A 15,858-nucleotide genomic window follows, 5' to 3' on the forward strand; every position below is an offset into this window, starting at 1 on the left:
GCTCAGTGCCTGACCACCAGCACCGAGCACTTGGCGTAGCGCACCACGTGCCCGGCGTTGGAGCCGAGGAAGTAGGTGCGCATCGCAGGCCTATGCGATGTCATCACGATCAGATCGGCCTTCATGTGCACGGCTTCCTCCAGGATCTCGTGGTAGATGCCGCCCTGGCGGACCACGCTGGAGATGTGGGAGGCATCGATGCCGGATTCGCGCGCGACGATGGCGAGCGCTTCCTCCGAGGTCTGGCGCTGCTGTTCGTCGAAATCGGCCGGCACGTATTCGGCCAGCATCACCGGCGTCATCGGCAGCACGTTGAGCAGGCGCACCGTGCCGCTCCAGGTCTGCGACAGCGTTGCCGCGGTCGCGATCGCCGGCTTGGCGAGGTCGGTGTCGGCGAGGTCGATGGGCACGAGGATGGACTTGAACATCTGCGCCTCCAGTCTTCCGGTCAGGACGTCTTGCCGGCCCGTCGCGCGATCAACCCGATCGAAGCAGCCTTTAGCTATCGAAGCAACTTGGGGCTGACGAACAGTACCAGCTTGCCGCGGCGGTAGGCCACGTCCCCCCAATCCTCGACGTCAAAGTCGAAGATCGCAAGCCCCGCGGTGGGCAGATTGTCGGCGAGCGCCTTGGCGCCGGCCGGATCGCCGCCGCCGATCAGCATCAAGGCGATCTCGTGCATGCCGGGATTGTGGCCGACCAGCAGCAATTGCTTCGGGTCGCCCGGGATGGTTGCAGTGCGAATGGATTCCAGGATCTGCGCGGGATCGGCGCCGTAGAGTTCCGGCAGGACCTCCACCTGCGGCGCTGCGACGCGGTCCTTCATCGTCTCCCAGGCGATGTCCCAGGTCTGCCGTGCACGGACGGCATGCGACACCAGCACGGTATCGGGGAAGGGGGGATGGGAGGCGATCCAGTCGCCGATCTCGGCGGCATCCTTGTGGCCGCGGTCGTCGAGCCGGCGATCCTGGTCACGGCCGCTCGGCGCGTCGGTCTCGGTCTTGGCGTGACGCAGCAGCATCAAACGGCGCATGGCACTCTCGAATCGTTACACGTCCAGGATAATCTACAGGCGCCCGTTGAGGACAAGGTGACAAGCGCCCGATCGGTTGACCAAAGCGCGACGAGGTTGGGACGAATCGTCATCGCGCTTTAAATTATTGTCTGAGCATGATCTTTTCGGAAAACCGCTGCACACTTTTCCGGATCATGCTCTAAGAAAACGATATGAGCGAGACTTTCACAAGCGTGTCCCAGGAAGAAGCCGGCTTTCGCGACCGCGCGCGACTGTCATTCGATCTCGATGCCGACATTTGCGTGATCGGGGCGGGGCTCGCCGGGCTTACCATCGCGCTGGAGGCGGCCCGGCTCGGCGCCAGCGTCGCGGTGCTGGAGGGGCGTCATATCGGCTGGAACGCCTCCGGCAACCAGCTCGGCACCGTGATGCCGGGCTTTGCGCTGCCGCTCACCGAGCTGATCGAGCGCATCGGCTTCGAGGACGCGCGCGAATTGTGGACGCTGTCGAAGGAGGGCGCCGAGTTCGTCCGCGCCAATGCCACCGAAGAGAACATGCCGGGAATCGCCCGGAGCGACGGGGTGCTGGAGGTCTCCAATGTCGATGCCGGCGACCGGCTGATCAGCCGGTTGCAGATGCTGAGCGAGGATTTCGACACCGAGGTCGAGGGCTGGCAGGCCGATCGCGTCCGCGCGGTGCTCAAGACCGATCGTTATTTCCACGGGGTCTATTACCCCAAAGCGTTCCAGGTCGACGGCCGCAAATATGTGCATGGCCTGGCGGCGCTGGCGCGGCGCGCGGGCGCGCGTATCTTCGAGGACACGCCGGTCGTCAGCATCGACCATTCCGGCATCCGCAAGCGCATCGTCACGCCCTCGGCGCGGCTGCGCGCGACACATATTGTCCTTGCGGGAAATATCCATCTCGGCGCGCCCTTGCGGCGCCTGTCGGAGACGCTGCTGCCGGTCTGGCGCTATGCCGGCATCACCGCGCCGCTCGGCGAGCGCGTGCGCGAGATCATCGCTTTCAAGGGATCGGTGATGGATTCCGACGGCGTCGACCATTTCCGTATCATCGACGGCGACCGGCTGATGTGGGAGAGCCCGGAGACCACCTGGGCGGCGCGGCCGCAGCGCTTTGCCGGCAGCGTCAGGCGGCGGATCCAGTCGATCTTCCCTGAGCTCGGCAACGTCGAGATCACAGAGATGTTCGGCGGCGCCACCGGCCAGACCGTGCACGGCATGCCGCAGATCGGCCAGTTGCGCAAAGGCCTGTGGGTGGCGAGCGGGTTCGGCCGCCAGGGCATGAACACCTCGGCCATGGCCGGGCAGATGATCGCGCGCAGCATCCTGTGGGGCGACGAGCGCTGGCGGCTGTTTTCGCCGTTCGAGCTGGTCTGGGCGGGCGGCGCCACCGGGCGGGTCGCCGGCCAGCTGGTCGGGATCTGGGGCAGGTCGAGCTCCGCCGCCGCAGGCACGCTGGCCCGCTACCGGGAGCGGGCGCGGGTCAAGGACCGGGAACGCGAGGCGCGGCTGGCCGAAGCCAACCGGGCCGCCGGCACCGGTCCGCGCCGTCCGCCGCCCGGTGTCCGGCCACGGCCGGCGCCTCCGCCGGAACATAAGGCCGAAGGCGCGGAACCGGTCTCGCACGACGGCAGCATCTCGCAATAAGTTGAGAAAAACTCCGCCCGGAAGTGTAACGTCGGCCGTTAGAACCCGTATCTCAGGGCGTGGGACTCCCCGCGCACGGAGAATGAGATGTTTGACCGCCGCATCCTGCTAACGACTGTCGCCGGCCTGTTCGGCCTTTCGGCCTTTCGCTGGTTGAGAGGGACACCTGCCGAGGCCGGAGAGAAGGCCGCGGAAAAGTTCGAGATCCAGAAGACGGAGGCCGAATGGCGTGCCCAGCTCACGCCGCAGCAATATGAGATCCTGCGCAATCACGGCACCGAGCGGCCGGGCTCCAGCCCGCTGCTCAAGGAGCATCGCAAGGGCATCTTCGCCTGCGCCGGCTGCGACCTGCCGCTGTTTGCGTCCGACACCAAGTTCGAGAGCGGCACGGGTTGGCCGAGCTTCTACCAGCCGATCGAGGGCAATGTCGGCAAGACCGAGGACCGCACCTACGGCATGCTCCGCACCGAGGTGCATTGCCGGCGCTGCGGCGGCCACCTCGGCCATGTCTTCGACGATGGTCCCAAGCCGACCGGATTGCGCTACTGCATCGATGGTTTCGGGCTGGTCTTCCACCCCGCGGCGGCATCGGCAACTTGAGGCTCTTTGATTTGACGCGTTTTCTTCACGCGAACCGGCCGCCACTTCGCTCGAAAACGCTTTGCTATCCCGGCAATTGTTGCCGGCTCGGCAACTATGCCCCGGTCAACCGACCGGGGTCTGCCTGTTTAAGTCATTGATTTCATGAGAATACCTGCATTGGCATAGCCCTTGCGACTGTCTCCCCCGACTGCGGCCCTGGTCGACCGGCCGCCGAGATCGGATTTGGAGACAAAGTTATGGGTATCTTCGATGCAATGAACACCTCGGTGGGTGGTCTGCAGGCGCAGTCCTACGCGCTGCAGAACATTTCCGGCAACATCGCGAACTCATCCACCACCGGTTACAAGGGCATCGGGACCAGCTTCGTCGATCTCATTCCCGACGCCTCGGTGCCGAGCAAGCAGGTCGCCGGCGGCGTGACGGCCAACGCAAAGGCCACCATCACCACCCAGGGCACGATCTCGTCCTCCACCGTCGCCACCAACATGGCGATCACCGGTGACGGCTTCTTCTCGATCCAGAAGGCGACCGGCATCGTGGACAACGTGCCGGTGTTCAGCGGCGTCACCTACTACACCCGTCGCGGCGACTTCCAGCTCAATGCCAACGGCAACCTGGTCAACGGCGCCGGCTACTATCTGATGGGCGTCACGGTCGACCCGAAGACCGGCAACCCGCAGGGCAACGTGGCGACGGTCCTGAAATTCCAGAACAACTTCATCCCGGCGCAGGCGACCACCTCGATCCAGTACGCGGCGAACCTGCCGACCCAGCCGAACACGGCGGCGAGCTCGACCGCGGCGAGCGGCACGCTGCTGGCGGCCGGCGGCCTGAACCCGTCCGACTTCTCCGCCAATCCGCTGCCGGTCGGCACGCCGCCCGCGCCCTATACCAGCGCGACGGTGTCCGGCGCGGCCGCCACCGGCAACATCCGCTCGGCCTATTCGTCGACGACGGGGACCGGCACGGTTGCGCTCCAGAACAACTCCTCCGCGGTGGCTTCGACCACCACGTCCCTCGACAACACCGTGGGCACGCATCTTGCGTCCAGCATTCTCACCGCGCTGAGCGGCCAGACCCTGACGATCAACGGCAACACGATCACCTTCAACGGCGGCACGACCGTCGCGACGGTCGGCAGCAACACCACGATCGGTCTCGGCGCAGGCACGACGGCCACGGTGGCCAGCATCCTGAACGCGATTCAGACCGCCGGTGGCGCCGGCGTCACGGCCTCGCTCTCCGCCAGCGGCAACATCCAGATCTCGACGGGCACCGGCACCGACGTGGCGGTCAACAGCGGCACGGCAGCCACGGCCCTCGGCATCAGCAGCGTGACGCGCGGCGGCAACGTGCTGTCCTCGCCTGCGATCACCGGCGCCACGGTGCTGAGCGGAAGCGCGACTGCCGGCGGTGCCGAGGTGCTTTCGTCGGGCTTTGCAGCCGGCGACACCATCACGGTCGACGGCCAGACGCTGACCTTCATGGCCTCGGGCGCCTCGGGCGCGAACCAGATCAACATCACCGACAACATCACGACCCTGCTGAGCAAGATCGACGCGCTCTCCGGTGCGTCGGGATCGGCGGTCAGCAGCGGCGGTGTGATCTCGCTGAACACCGGCACCGTCTCCAACCTGTCGGTGTCCAGCTCCAACAGCGCGGCCTTCGCCGCGCTCGGCTTCACCTCGACCATCACCAAGAACCGCGACGGCGGCGGCACCGCCGGCACCGGCGGTGTGATCGGCAACGACATCGCCACGTTCACCAAGGAATCGATCAGCGGCGGCGCGGTGACCGCCTACAACGCCGCCGGCACGCCGGTGAACCTGCAGCTGCGCTGGGCCAAGACCGACAGCGCGTCGCTGGGCGCCGGTCACGCCGATAGCTGGAACCTGTTCTACCAGACCGATCCGAATGCGACCGGCACGACGGTGGGCTGGGTCAACACCGGACAGGCCTTCACCTTCGCTGCCGACGGCTCGCTGACTTCGCCGAGCGGCTCGGGCATCACCATCAACAATGTCAGTGTCAGCGGCCAGACGCTCGGCTCCGTCTCCTTCAACATCTCCTCGGGCGGGCTGACGCAATATGCCAGCACCAGCGGCGCGGTGACCATCAACACCATCACCCAGAACGGCTACGCCGCCGGTCAGCTCCGCTCGGTCGCCGTCAACAACAACGGCCTCGTGGTCGGAACCTTCTCCAACGGCCAGAACCTCGACCTCGCACAGGTGTCGCTGTCGCACTTCAACGGCACCAACTACCTCAAGGCCCTCGACGGCGGCGCTTATGCTGCGACCGAACAGTCGGGACCTGCGATCGACGGCGCTTCCGGCACCATCAGCGGCTCGTCGCTGGAAGGCTCGAACACCGACATCGCCGACGAGTTCACCAAGCTGATCGTGACCCAGCAGGCCTATTCGGCCAACACCAAGGTGATCACGACGGCGAACTCGATGGTGCAGGACCTGCTGAACGTGTTGCGCTGATCGGGGCGCGACGTAACCAAAGGCGGTAAGTACACATGGGTTTGAGTTCAGCCCTTGCCAGTGCGATGAGCGGTCTGCGTGCCAACCAGGCCGCGCTCTCGATCGTCTCCTCGAACGTCGCCAATTCGCAGACGCCGGGTTACGTCGTCCAGACGCCGAACCAGATCGAGGTCACCACCGGCGACTTCGGTTCGACGGCGATGACGACCGGCGTCAGCCGCGAGCTCGACAGCTATGTGCTGAACCAGCTGCGCACCGAGACCGGCGGCAGCGGCTACGCCGACCAGATGGCCAACATTCTGAAGCAGCTTCAGAATGTCTACGGCACGCCCGGCAACAGCGGCACGCTCGAAACCGCGCTGAACAATTTCACCACGGCGTTGCAGGCGCTGTCGACCAGCGCGGGCTCGTCGTCGGCGCAGACCGTTGCCCTCGGCGCGGCGCAGGCGCTGGCGCAGCAGCTCAACGTCACCACCAAGGGCATCCAGTCGCTGCGCTCCAACGTCGAGCAGGATCTCGGCACCTCGGCGCAGCAGGCCAACGCGGCGATGAACCAGATCGCCGACATCAACACCAAGCTCCAGGGCCTGTCGGCCACCGATCCGTCCGCCGCGACGCTGATGGACCAGCGCGACCAGGCGATCAACACGCTGTCGAAATACGTCGACGTCCGCGTCACCACCGACGGCTCGAACCAGGCCAACATCTACACCACGACCGGCATCCAGCTCGTCGGCGCCGGGCTCGCCTCGCAATTCACCTTTGCGTCCGCCGGCGCGCTGTCGGCGACGTCGCTCTACAACATCGATCCGGCCCAGTCCGGGGTCGGTGCGTTCAACATCAGGCTCCCGAACGGCTCGCAGGTCGACGTCGTCGCCAACAACGTGGTCTCGTCCGGCCAGATCGCGGCCGATCTGAAGCTGCGTGACCAGACGCTGGTGCAGGCGCAGAACCAGATCGACCAGCTCGCCGCCACGATGTCGAGCGCGCTGTCCGACAAGACCACGGCCGGCAGCACCGTCTCCGGTCCGCCGGCCGGTTTCGATATGGATCTTGCCGGTGCGCAGCCGGGCAACACGATCAACATCACCTACACGGACACGACGACCAACACCCAGCGCCAGATCTCGCTCGTCAACGTGACCGACCCGGCGGCGCTGCCGCTCCAGAACGCCACCAATGCGAATCCGATGCGGGTCGGCGTCAACTTCTCCGGTGGCATGAGCGCGATCGCCTCTGCGCTGAACACCGCCCTCAACGGCACGCACCTGACATTCTCCGCGGCTCCGTCGCCGGCCACCGCCACGACGCTGCGGGTCACCGACGACAACACCGGCCTTGCCAAGGTCAATTCGGCCTCGACCACCAAGACGATCTCGTCGCTGACCTCGGGCAGCCCGCAACTGGCGGTGTTCACCGACGGCGGGCAGGCGCTCTACACCGGCGCGATCACGGCATCGGGCTCGCAGATGACCGGCCTTGCCGGGCGCATCGCGGTGAACACGCAGCTGGTCAGCGATCCCACGCGGCTGTCCGTCTACAACACCTCGCCGGTGACGCCCGCGGGCGACACCACGCGTTCGGACTATCTCTATTCGCAGCTCACCAACACGGTGTTCTCCTATTCGCCGACGACCGGCCTCGGCTCTGCCAACCAGCCCTTCACCGGCAGCGTCTCGAACTACCTCCAGCAGTTCCTGAGCATCCAGGGCAACGCGGCGACCCAGGCGACCCAGCTCCAGCAGGGCCAGAGCGTCGTGGTCTCGACGCTCCAGGCGAAATTCAACTCGACCTCCAGCGTCAACCTGGACTCGGAGATGTCGAACCTGATCCAGCTTCAGAATGCCTATGCCGCAAACGCCCACGTGATGTCGGTGGTGCAGGGCATGATGAACACGTTGCTCCAGGCTCAAGTGTAACAAGTAACAGGGCTCTGAAACATGTCGATCAGCAGCATCAACTACTCCTCGTCGGTTCTGGGATCGCAGATCCGCAACATCAATCAGCAGCTCACCGACCTGTCGACGCAGCTCTCGACCGGCAAGCTGTCGCAGAACTATTCCGGCATGGGCACCAACGAGGGCTTTGCGATCGCCGGGCGCGCGCAGCTCTCCAACATCGCCGCCTATACCGACACGATCACCAACGTCAACGTCAACATCAACCTCGCCAATACCGCGCTCCAGGCGCTGACGACGATCCGCAACACGGTGCAGACCGGTTCGGCCAACACCGCGCAGGATCTCAACGTCAACGGGCAGACGGTCGCGCAGAACACGGCAGCCGCGCAGTTCGGCTCGATGGTCGGCGTCCTCAACACCCAGTCGGGCAACCGCTATCTGTTCTCCGGAACCGCCTTCAACACGCAGTCGGTCGCGGATGCCGGCGACATCATCAACGGCACCACGACACAGGCGGGCTTCAAGACCGTCATGGCGGAGCGTCAATCCGCCGATCTCGGTGCCAACGGCATGGGACGGCTGGTGCAGACGCAGCCGACGCCCAGCTCGGTGCAGGTGTCGGAGGACGTGGCGGGATCGCCGTTCGGGCTCAAGATCAAGGCGGTTTCCTCGACGCTGACCGGCGCGACCGTCACCGGTCCGAGCGGCTCGCCGGTGTCGTTCTCGGTCGATCTCAACGGAAACAATCCCAGCGACGGCGACAAGCTCAGCATCCAGTTCACGCTGCCGGACGGCACGACCGAGCAGATCGACCTGACCGCATCGACCAAGACGCCGACGCCGCTCGGCAGCTTTGCGATCGACGCGAGCACCCCCGTCAACCCGAACAACACGGCGACGAACCTCAACACCGCGCTGAACACCGCGATCACGAAGCTCGCCAACACCTCGCTGGTGGCGGCGTCCGCGATCGTCGCCGGCGACAACTTCTTCAACACAGCAAGCTCGGCGATCGGCACGCCCGTCAACAACCAGGCGGCGACGCCGGCGCCGGTGACCGGCGCGACGGCGCTGTCCGGCGCGAGCCCCTCGGACTCGATTTCGCCGGGCTTCGTCGCCGGCGACACCATCACCGTCAACGGCACCACGCTCACTTTCGTCAGTTCGGGCGCGACCGGCAACCAGCTCAATGTCGGCGACAGCATCCAGACCCTGATGAGCAAGATCGACCAGATCACCGGGACTTCGAAGCCGTCGACGATCCATGGCGGGTCGATCACGATCAACACGGACGATGCGGCGAGCCTGAACATCACGAGCTCGAATACGGGTGCGCTGGCCTCGCTCGGTTTCGGCGCGACGCCGGTCACCGCGACGCAGCCGCCGCTGCGCGTCGGCTCTTCGCCCGCAAGCTCGGCGACGACGCTGGTGAACGGCTCGGCCAACACCGTGAAATGGTACCAGGGCAATGACGGGCCCGGCTCGGCGCGCTCCACTGCGATGGCGCGGGTCGACGATTCCGTCACGGTGCAATATGGCGCGCAGGCCGACGAGGATGCGATCCGGCGGCAGTTGCAGGCGACCGCCGTGTTCGGGACGTTCTCGACCTCGCCGACCGGGCAGTATTCGGGCGGGCAGGTCTCGGCGCTGAGCCTGCGGGTGACGCAGGCGCTGACCCAGCAGCCCGGCCAGCAGCGTATTGAGGACATCCAGACCGACATCGCGATGGCCCAGAATACGATGAAGGACGCGAGCACGCGCCAGACCCAGGCCAAGGCGCAGCTCCAGACCATCATCGACCAGGCGGAATCGGCCTCGCCCGACCAGGTCGCGAGCGAGATCCTGGCGCTCCAGAACGCGCTCCAGGCGTCCTACCAGGTGACCTCGAACCTGGCGCAGCTCTCGCTCGTCAAGTTCCTGTAAGGACGCGTTAAGGCGCCGTTAACCATGCCTGTTTACCTCTTGGTGAGGATTGGAGCGGGGCGGAGCTGTCGATGTCGGACAAGATGCAACTCGTGGTCGCAACGCCATGCTTCGGCGGGCAGGTGTCGAGCATCTATGCGAGCTCGATCTTCGCGCTCCAGCGCGCCGTGCACGGCATGTCCAATCTCGAGCTCAAGGTGCTGCTGCGCGACGGCGACGCGCTGATCACGCGTGCGCGGGCCAATCTGGCCGCGATGTTCCTGGACGATCCCAAGGCGACGCATTTCCTGTTCATCGATGCCGATATCGGGTTCAAGCCGGAGCAGGTGTTCCGGCTGATCGAATGCGGCGCGGACGTCGTTGCCGGCTGTTATCCGATCAAGCGGGTCAACTGGGACAAGGCGAAGCGGGCGATCGAGGCGGGCCGTGCCGACGTGCCGGCCGCCTCGCTCGACTACGTGCTCGAGATCGAGGATCCCGACCGCATCGTCGTGGTCAACGGCTTCACCCGCGTGCGCTACGCCGGCACCGGCTTCCTGATGATCCGCCGCCACGTGCTGGAGGCGATGTGCCGCCATCCGGACTACGCGAGCCTGCAATTCTTCCGTGAGCACTCGCATGATACGCTGGCGGCGAGCCAGAACCGGTTCGCGCTGTTCGAATGCATGATCGATCCGGCGACCGGCACGTATCTCTCCGAGGATTTCGCCTTCTGCAAGCGCTGGACCGATATCGGCGGCGAGATCTGGGCCGACATCCAGAGCTCGCTCGACCATGTCGGACCTTCGGTGTTCCACGGCGACATCACCTCGCAATTCGCACCGGCGCCCGCGGCGGCGGCCGATGCGGCGTGAGTCTTTCGGGATGAGCGCCGGCGCATCCCGTCTGACAGACCCGGAGCGAGCGTCGGACGGCGGCTCGCGTTATCGCTTGCGCGATCTCTTCACGCCGCTCGACACGCTGCTGGTCTCCGGCGGAGATCCGCGCCTGACGCTCGATCCGATCGACCGCGTCAACGCCTATGGCTGTGCGGCCTCGCCGGAGCCGGAAATCTGGAATTTCGCGTCCTCGACCGCGTCCGTGATCTCGCAGGCGGCCTATGACCGCGCCGCGCTGGCGCGCGAAGAGCTGATGCACAAATGCCTGTTCGACGAGGTCGAGGTCGCCTTCGACGCGCGCTGTGAGGAGATGCGCGACGCGTTGCGCGGTCATCTCCAGCTCTCGCCGCGCGTCGACATCGTGTTCTCGCCGTCCGGCACCGACTCCCAGCTTCACGCCCTGTTCCTGGCGCGCGCGGTGCTCGGCGCACCGCCGGTGACGATCGTGGTCGGCACGGACCAGACCGGCAGCGGGACCGTCCATACCGCACGCGGGCACCATTTCAGCACGATGACGGCGAGTGGCCTTGCGGTGCGCAAGGACGGTGCGGTGGCGGGGCTTGCCGGCGACAGCGTCGCGGTGCCGCTGCTCGGTACGACGCCCGGCATTGCGATGCGCACGGATGCGGATGAAGCGGTGCTGCGCGCGGTGGAGACCAGCCTCGCGCAAGGTCGGCGCGTTCTGTTGCAGGTCATGGATTCGTCAAAACTCGGCTGGCGCGCGCCGAGCGTGGTTTGCCTCGATGAGATCGCGCGACGCTGGCCCGGCAAGGTCCAGATCGTCGTCGATGCCTGCCAGGCGCGGCTCGGCCGCCGTCGGCTGCGCTCCTATCTCGATCGCGGCTACCTGGTGCTGATGACAGGCTCGAAATTCTTCGGCGGCCCCGCCTTCAGCGGCGCGCTGCTGGTGCCGAAAGGCCTGTCGCGGTCGCTCGACCGGGTCGGCGAGATCGCGCCGGGCTTCTTCGATTATGCCGGCCGCAGCGACTGGCCGAAGGCCTGGACGGGACTGCGCTCACGCTTCGAGCGCCGGCCGAATTTCGGTCAATGGCTGCGCTGGGAGGCGGCGCTCGGCGAGATCGGCAGCTACTACGCCGTGCCCGGCGCATTTCGCGCGAGGGCGCTGGCCGAGCTCGCGGCCGGCATCGACAGCATGATCGCGCTGTCGCCGTCGCTTCAGGCCGTTCCGGCCGCGATCCAGTCGTCCGGGGCGGACGACGAGGAATTCGCGCGAGGCACGATCTTTCCGTTCACGCTGCTGCGCGACGGCAAGCCGGTCTCCATCGCCGAGTCCGGTGCCGTGCATCGCGCCCTGGCGCGCGACATGAACGACGACATCAACGGCAGCGCGGCGGACCGGCAGGTTGCCGCACAACGCTGCCTCGTCGGCCAGCCGGTGCGGCTCGAGCCGCCGGGCGGCAAGCCGCAGGCCGTGCTACGCTTGTGCGTTGGTGCGCGGCTCGTCACCGAGGCCTGGTCGGCGGACGGCGCACAAGCGCAACGCAATTTGCAGCATATCCTCGATCGCATCGCCCACGTTCTGGTGAAGATCGAGTTGCTGCTTGACCGCGTCACGGCGGCGCCGGCAAAGTCTGTCCTCGAGGTCTAAGATGTTGCATCCCGTTTCAGCGCCGAACGGCACGACCGCGCCGGACTATTCCGACCGCATCGGCTTTGCGCAGTTGACGCGCCGGGCCTTCGAGGGCGGCAATCTGCACCCGTTGCGCGAGCAGCTTCTGGCGCGGATCGCGGAGGGGACGGCGGAGGCGGGCGAAGGCCTGGATCTGTCGCTGATTGCCCAGCTTCTCGGCGAGAAGGAGGCCGGGCTCGTGATCCAGACCGAGGTGCTCGCCTTCCACCAGCTGTTTCGCACGCCCTGCGCAGCTCCGAAACCCGGCCTGCGCGTGCTCGCGCTGGCGGCCGACATCGACATGGGCGGCAACACCCCGATCGAATTCCTGCTCGAAGGCTCCGATATCGAGTTGCTGACGCTGTACGTGGTCAAGGGCGTCGGCCTGCCCGAGACATTGCCCGAGCACGACGTCGCCATCGTGGTCGCGTCCGATTCCGAGGAATGCCGCGAGGCGCTCGCCGTCATCGAACGGGCCGCCCCGCACTGGCCGCGGCCGTTGCTCAATCGCCCCGAGCTCATCGGCAATCTCGATCGCGACAAGCTGTATCGGCTGCTGGCGGGCATCCCCCGTCTCGACATCCCCGCGACCGTCCACGCCACGCGCGCGCAATTGTCGGATCTTTCGGAAGCGAAGATCGTTTGCGCGGACATCACGGGCGAGCTGCACTTTCCGATGATCGTGCGGCCGCGCGGCACGCATGCCGGCGTCGGGCTTGCGAAGATCGACGACGCTGCGGCGCTCGCTGGTTATCTCGCCGAGCGGCAAGAGCAGGACTTCTTCGTCGCGCGCTTCGTCGACTATGCAAGCCCGGACGGGCTCTACCGCAAATATCGTCTCGCCATGGTCGACGGCAAACCCTACGCCTGCCACATGGCGATCGCCGACCGCTGGGACATCTGGTATCTCAACGCCTACATGGCGTTCAGCGAGGAGAAGCGGGCCGAGGAAGCCGTCTTCATGCTCGACTTCGACCACGCTTTCACCGCGCGCCACAAGAGCGCGCTCGACGAGATGAGCAGGCGCGTCGGCCTCGACTATTTCATCGTCGATTGCGCCGAGAACCAGGACGGCGAGTTGCTTGTGTTCGAGGCTGACAACACCGCCGTCGTGCACAACATGGATCCGCCGGCCGTGTTTCCATACAAGCCGCCGCAGATGCGCAAGATCTTCGCCGCGTTCACGGCGATGCTGTCGCGGCACGCAAAGGCCGGCGAGGGGAGTGCAGCATGAACGAGATCGTCCGCAAGACGCAGGCCGCGGCCACCGGCACCTCGCTCGACCCGCAGGACTGGAGCGCGTTTCGCGCGCTCGCCCATCGCATGCTGGACGAGACGATCGACGGCATCGCCAACGTTCGCACGCGTCCGGTGTGGCAGCCGATCCCCGATGACGTCCGCGCGGCGTTCAGGGCCGACGTACCGCGCGAGGCCAGCGATCTCGCCGACGTCTATCGCGAATTCGCCGAGCACGTCGCGCCCTATGCGACCGGCAACGTCCATCCCGGCTTCATGGGCTGGGTGCATGGCGGCGGCACGGCGGTCGGCATGCTCGCGGAGATGCTCGCCGCAGGCCTCAACGCCAACCTCGGCGGGCGCGACCACATGCCGATCGAGGTCGAGCGCCAGATCGTCGACTGGATGCGCCGCCTGTTCGCGTTTCCGGACAGCGCGAGCGGCATCTTCGTCACGGGCACGTCGATGGCCAATCTGATGGCGGTGCTGGTGGCACGCACGGCTGCGCTCGGCACGCTGGCGCGGCAATACGGCATCGGCAATGACGGCGGGCTGCTCACCGCCTACACGTCGCGGGCCGCGCATGGTTGCGTCTCGCGGGCGATGGACATTGCCGGGCTCGGCACCGATGCGCTGCGCAAGATCGACGTCGATGCCGATCATCGCATCGACGTCGCCGCATTGCGTGCGCAGATCGTGGTCGATCGCGAGGTCGGCTTCAAGCCGTTCCTCGTCGTCGCCTCCGCGGGCACGGTCGATATCGGTGCGATCGACGACCTCAAGGCCATCGCGGAGTTGTGCCGCGAGGAAGGAATCTGGTTTCACGTCGACGGTGCTTTCGGTGCGCTCGCGATCCTGGCGCCCGAACTCGCGCCGCTGCTCGGCGGCATCGAGCTTGCGGATTCCATTGCGCTCGACTTTCACAAATGGGGGCAGGTGCCCTACGACGCCGGCTTCCTGCTGGTGCGCGACGGCGAGCAGCATCGGCAGGCCTTTGCGCAGCCGGCGGCCTATCTGAGCCGCGAGGCGAGGGGACTTGCTGCGGGCGCGGTCTGGCCTTGCGATCTCGGTCCCGACCTGTCGCGCGGCTTCCGCGCGCTGAAGACCTGGTTCACGCTGAAGACGTTCGGCACCGACCGGATGGGTGCGGTGATCGCACGAAGCTGCGCGCTGGCGAAATATCTGGAGGCGCGCGTTCTGGCCGAACCGCGGCTGGAATTGCTGGCGCCGACGAACCTCAACATCGTCTGCTTTCGCTACCGCGCCAATGATGCGGTCAATCGCGAGATCGTCGCCGATGTCCAGGAGTCCGGCATAGCTGCGCCATCAAGCACGACGCTGGACGGCAAGCTCGCGATCCGTGCCGCGATCGTCAATCACCGCACCGAGGAAGCGGACATCGATGCGCTGGTTGCCGCCGTGCTGGACTTTGGCACACGGCGGGTTGGCGAAGGTATGGTCGAGGTCGAGGCACCGCCGCTCGCAGCGCAGTAGCACCGATGCAAGTCTGAAACGACAGCTGAAACGACAACGGCCCCGGAGATGATCCGGGGCCGTTGTCGTTGGCGCGGTTCGGCCGCGCGAAAGCCGATGGTCATGCGGCGGTGCTGACGTCGTCCTTGTCCGCTTCCGCCTTGGGATGAGTGGCCTCGTACTGGCCCCGCAGCTTCTCCTCATAGGCGATCAGCTTGCGGGCATCCTTCAGCGCCCGGTAGAGGTCGCCGTTGAGGATGTTGTTGTTGATGGCTTCGATGATCGGCCAGGAGCTCGGCACCGCGGTGACGATGTCCCGCACGAGGTTGAAATAGGTGCCGTGCTGCGTCTGCGGGTCCGGCGAGATATACATGAGCTGGACCGCCAAATAGACGAGCTTGGCGGGCGTGTCTGCGGTCTCCGGCGTAAGGATATCGCGTTCGCGCAGGATCGGCACGTTCTCGCCGTCGATCAAGAGGCGGGCGCGCTGGTCCGTGTTGGTGATCACCGAGTTGCCGACGATGATGCGTTCGTGCGGTTTGAGCTCGACCTTGAGAGCCATGGCTGTTCTCCATCAACGCTTTCGTAACCGAGCGCTCGTTGCGGCTGATTAGAGCGTGATTCTCGCTCGGAATTAGTTAACGAGCTGTAAATCCCCCGCATTTGCACGAAAAAGCTCAGTCTTTCCAATGTCGTATCCGTGTGGCGGCGCGGCGATGTGCGGGGCTTCCCCGGCCGAATCACGCACGACCCGGCAAAAGCACGGGTTTCATTTCATGTTTCGTTAGAGGTCTCGGCGCCAGGGTCCGCCGGTCGCTGGGTCAATCTCGATCCAAGCAGACGCGTAACAGTAGCGTCGTTTACCAGAAAGGTAACAGAGTCATGTCAGGTATCGTTCTCTCCGCATCGGTTCGTCAGAACCTGCTCTCCCTCCAGTCCACCGCTGACCTCCTCGCCACCACGCAGAACCGTCTGTCGACCGGCAAGAGCGTCAACTCGGCCCTGGACAATCCCACCAACTTCTTCACGGCACAGTCGCT

At 65.9% G+C, this 15,858-nt stretch carries 12 protein-coding genes and 1 pseudogene; 10 read left to right on the forward strand and 3 right to left on the reverse strand.

Features of this window, described 5'->3' with window-relative positions; translation table 11 throughout:
• Nucleotides 1-2 precede the first annotated feature (2 nt).
• Nucleotides 3-428: a universal stress protein gene (locus AC1RUR_RS13325; protein ID WP_492844597.1), complete on the reverse strand. Its 426-nt coding sequence runs from the start codon at nt 426-428 to the stop codon at nt 3-5.
• A gap of 74 nt (nt 429-502) precedes the next feature.
• Entirely contained in the window at nt 503-1,033 is a 531-nt protein-coding gene (locus tag AC1RUR_RS13330) for a SixA phosphatase family protein (protein WP_492844599.1), read from the reverse strand.
• A 194-nt stretch (nt 1,034-1,227) separates the two neighbouring features.
• Here AC1RUR_RS13330 and AC1RUR_RS13335 point away from each other — a divergent pair, with 194 nt between their 5' ends.
• The 9 genes from AC1RUR_RS13335 to AC1RUR_RS13375 all read left to right on the forward strand — a co-directional run bounded on the left by AC1RUR_RS13335 (nt 1,228) and on the right by AC1RUR_RS13375 (nt 14,839).
• A complete protein-coding gene (locus AC1RUR_RS13335) occupies nt 1,228-2,685 on the forward strand; it encodes an NAD(P)/FAD-dependent oxidoreductase (protein WP_492844601.1) in 1,458 nt (485 codons plus the stop codon).
• Nucleotides 2,686-2,772: 87 nt separating this feature from the next.
• Entirely contained in the window at nt 2,773-3,285 is a 513-nt protein-coding gene (gene msrB / locus AC1RUR_RS13340; RefSeq protein ID WP_492844603.1) for a peptide-methionine (R)-S-oxide reductase MsrB, read from the forward strand.
• A 239-nt stretch (nt 3,286-3,524) separates the two neighbouring features.
• Entirely contained in the window at nt 3,525-5,777 is a 2,253-nt protein-coding gene (locus tag AC1RUR_RS13345; RefSeq protein ID WP_492844605.1) for a flagellar hook-basal body complex protein, read from the forward strand.
• Nucleotides 5,778-5,812: 35 nt separating this feature from the next.
• The gene (flgK, locus tag AC1RUR_RS13350; RefSeq protein ID WP_492844607.1) at nt 5,813-7,696 is read left to right on the forward strand and encodes a flagellar hook-associated protein FlgK; all 1,884 of its coding nucleotides are present in this window, start codon (nt 5,813-5,815) and stop codon (nt 7,694-7,696) included.
• Nucleotides 7,697-7,717: 21 nt separating this feature from the next.
• Nucleotides 7,718-9,601, forward strand: coding sequence for a flagellar protein (locus tag AC1RUR_RS13355; protein ID WP_492844609.1), 1,884 nt, complete (start codon nt 7,718-7,720; stop codon nt 9,599-9,601).
• Between the two features lie 71 nt (nt 9,602-9,672).
• The gene (locus AC1RUR_RS13360) at nt 9,673-10,455 is read left to right on the forward strand and encodes a hypothetical protein (RefSeq protein ID WP_492844611.1); all 783 of its coding nucleotides are present in this window, start codon (nt 9,673-9,675) and stop codon (nt 10,453-10,455) included.
• On the forward strand, nt 10,445-12,088 hold the full coding sequence (locus tag AC1RUR_RS13365) for a hypothetical protein (RefSeq protein ID WP_492844613.1): 1,644 nt from the start codon (nt 10,445-10,447) through the stop codon (nt 12,086-12,088). The genes AC1RUR_RS13360 and AC1RUR_RS13365 overlap by 11 nt, the downstream gene beginning before the upstream one ends.
• Nucleotide 12,089: 1 nt before the next feature.
• Complete coding sequence (locus AC1RUR_RS13370; RefSeq protein ID WP_492844615.1) at nt 12,090-13,343, forward strand: ATP-grasp domain-containing protein; 1,254 nt, start codon at nt 12,090-12,092, stop codon at nt 13,341-13,343.
• A complete protein-coding gene (locus AC1RUR_RS13375) occupies nt 13,340-14,839 on the forward strand; it encodes a pyridoxal phosphate-dependent decarboxylase family protein (RefSeq protein ID WP_492844617.1) in 1,500 nt (499 codons plus the stop codon). Before AC1RUR_RS13370 ends, AC1RUR_RS13375 begins: the two co-directional genes overlap by 4 nt.
• 100 nt (nt 14,840-14,939) lie before the next feature.
• Here AC1RUR_RS13375 and flbT read toward each other — a convergent pair whose 3' ends face one another.
• A complete protein-coding gene (gene flbT / locus AC1RUR_RS13380) occupies nt 14,940-15,380 on the reverse strand; it encodes a flagellar biosynthesis repressor FlbT (RefSeq protein WP_492844619.1) in 441 nt (146 codons plus the stop codon).
• A gap of 320 nt (nt 15,381-15,700) precedes the next feature.
• On the opposite strand from flbT, the pseudogene AC1RUR_RS13385 reads away from it, so the two are divergent.
• A pseudogene (locus tag AC1RUR_RS13385) lies at nt 15,701-15,858 on the forward strand (flagellin); the annotation flags it as partial.

The organism is Bradyrhizobium sp. GW821-FHT12B03, assembly GCF_058807535.1.

Coding starts and splice junctions, on each gene's coding strand:
- AC1RUR_RS13335 (WP_492844601.1), top strand. CDS start 1,228: ATGAGCGAGACTTTCACAAGCGTGTCCCAGGAAGAAGCCGGCTTTCGC.
- flbT (WP_492844619.1), bottom strand. CDS start 15,380: ATGGCTCTCAAGGTCGAGCTCAAACCGCACGAACGCATCATCGTCGGC.
- AC1RUR_RS13355 (WP_492844609.1), top strand. CDS start 7,718: ATGTCGATCAGCAGCATCAACTACTCCTCGTCGGTTCTGGGATCGCAG.
- AC1RUR_RS13330 (WP_492844599.1), bottom strand. CDS start 1,033: ATGCGCCGTTTGATGCTGCTGCGTCACGCCAAGACCGAGACCGACGCG.
- msrB (WP_492844603.1), top strand. CDS start 2,773: ATGTTTGACCGCCGCATCCTGCTAACGACTGTCGCCGGCCTGTTCGGC.
- AC1RUR_RS13345 (WP_492844605.1), top strand. CDS start 3,525: ATGGGTATCTTCGATGCAATGAACACCTCGGTGGGTGGTCTGCAGGCG.
- AC1RUR_RS13360 (WP_492844611.1), top strand. CDS start 9,673: ATGTCGGACAAGATGCAACTCGTGGTCGCAACGCCATGCTTCGGCGGG.
- AC1RUR_RS13325 (WP_492844597.1), bottom strand. CDS start 428: ATGTTCAAGTCCATCCTCGTGCCCATCGACCTCGCCGACACCGACCTC.
- flgK (WP_492844607.1), top strand. CDS start 5,813: ATGGGTTTGAGTTCAGCCCTTGCCAGTGCGATGAGCGGTCTGCGTGCC.
- AC1RUR_RS13365 (WP_492844613.1), top strand. CDS start 10,445: ATGCGGCGTGAGTCTTTCGGGATGAGCGCCGGCGCATCCCGTCTGACA.
- AC1RUR_RS13370 (WP_492844615.1), top strand. CDS start 12,090: ATGTTGCATCCCGTTTCAGCGCCGAACGGCACGACCGCGCCGGACTAT.
- AC1RUR_RS13375 (WP_492844617.1), top strand. CDS start 13,340: ATGAACGAGATCGTCCGCAAGACGCAGGCCGCGGCCACCGGCACCTCG.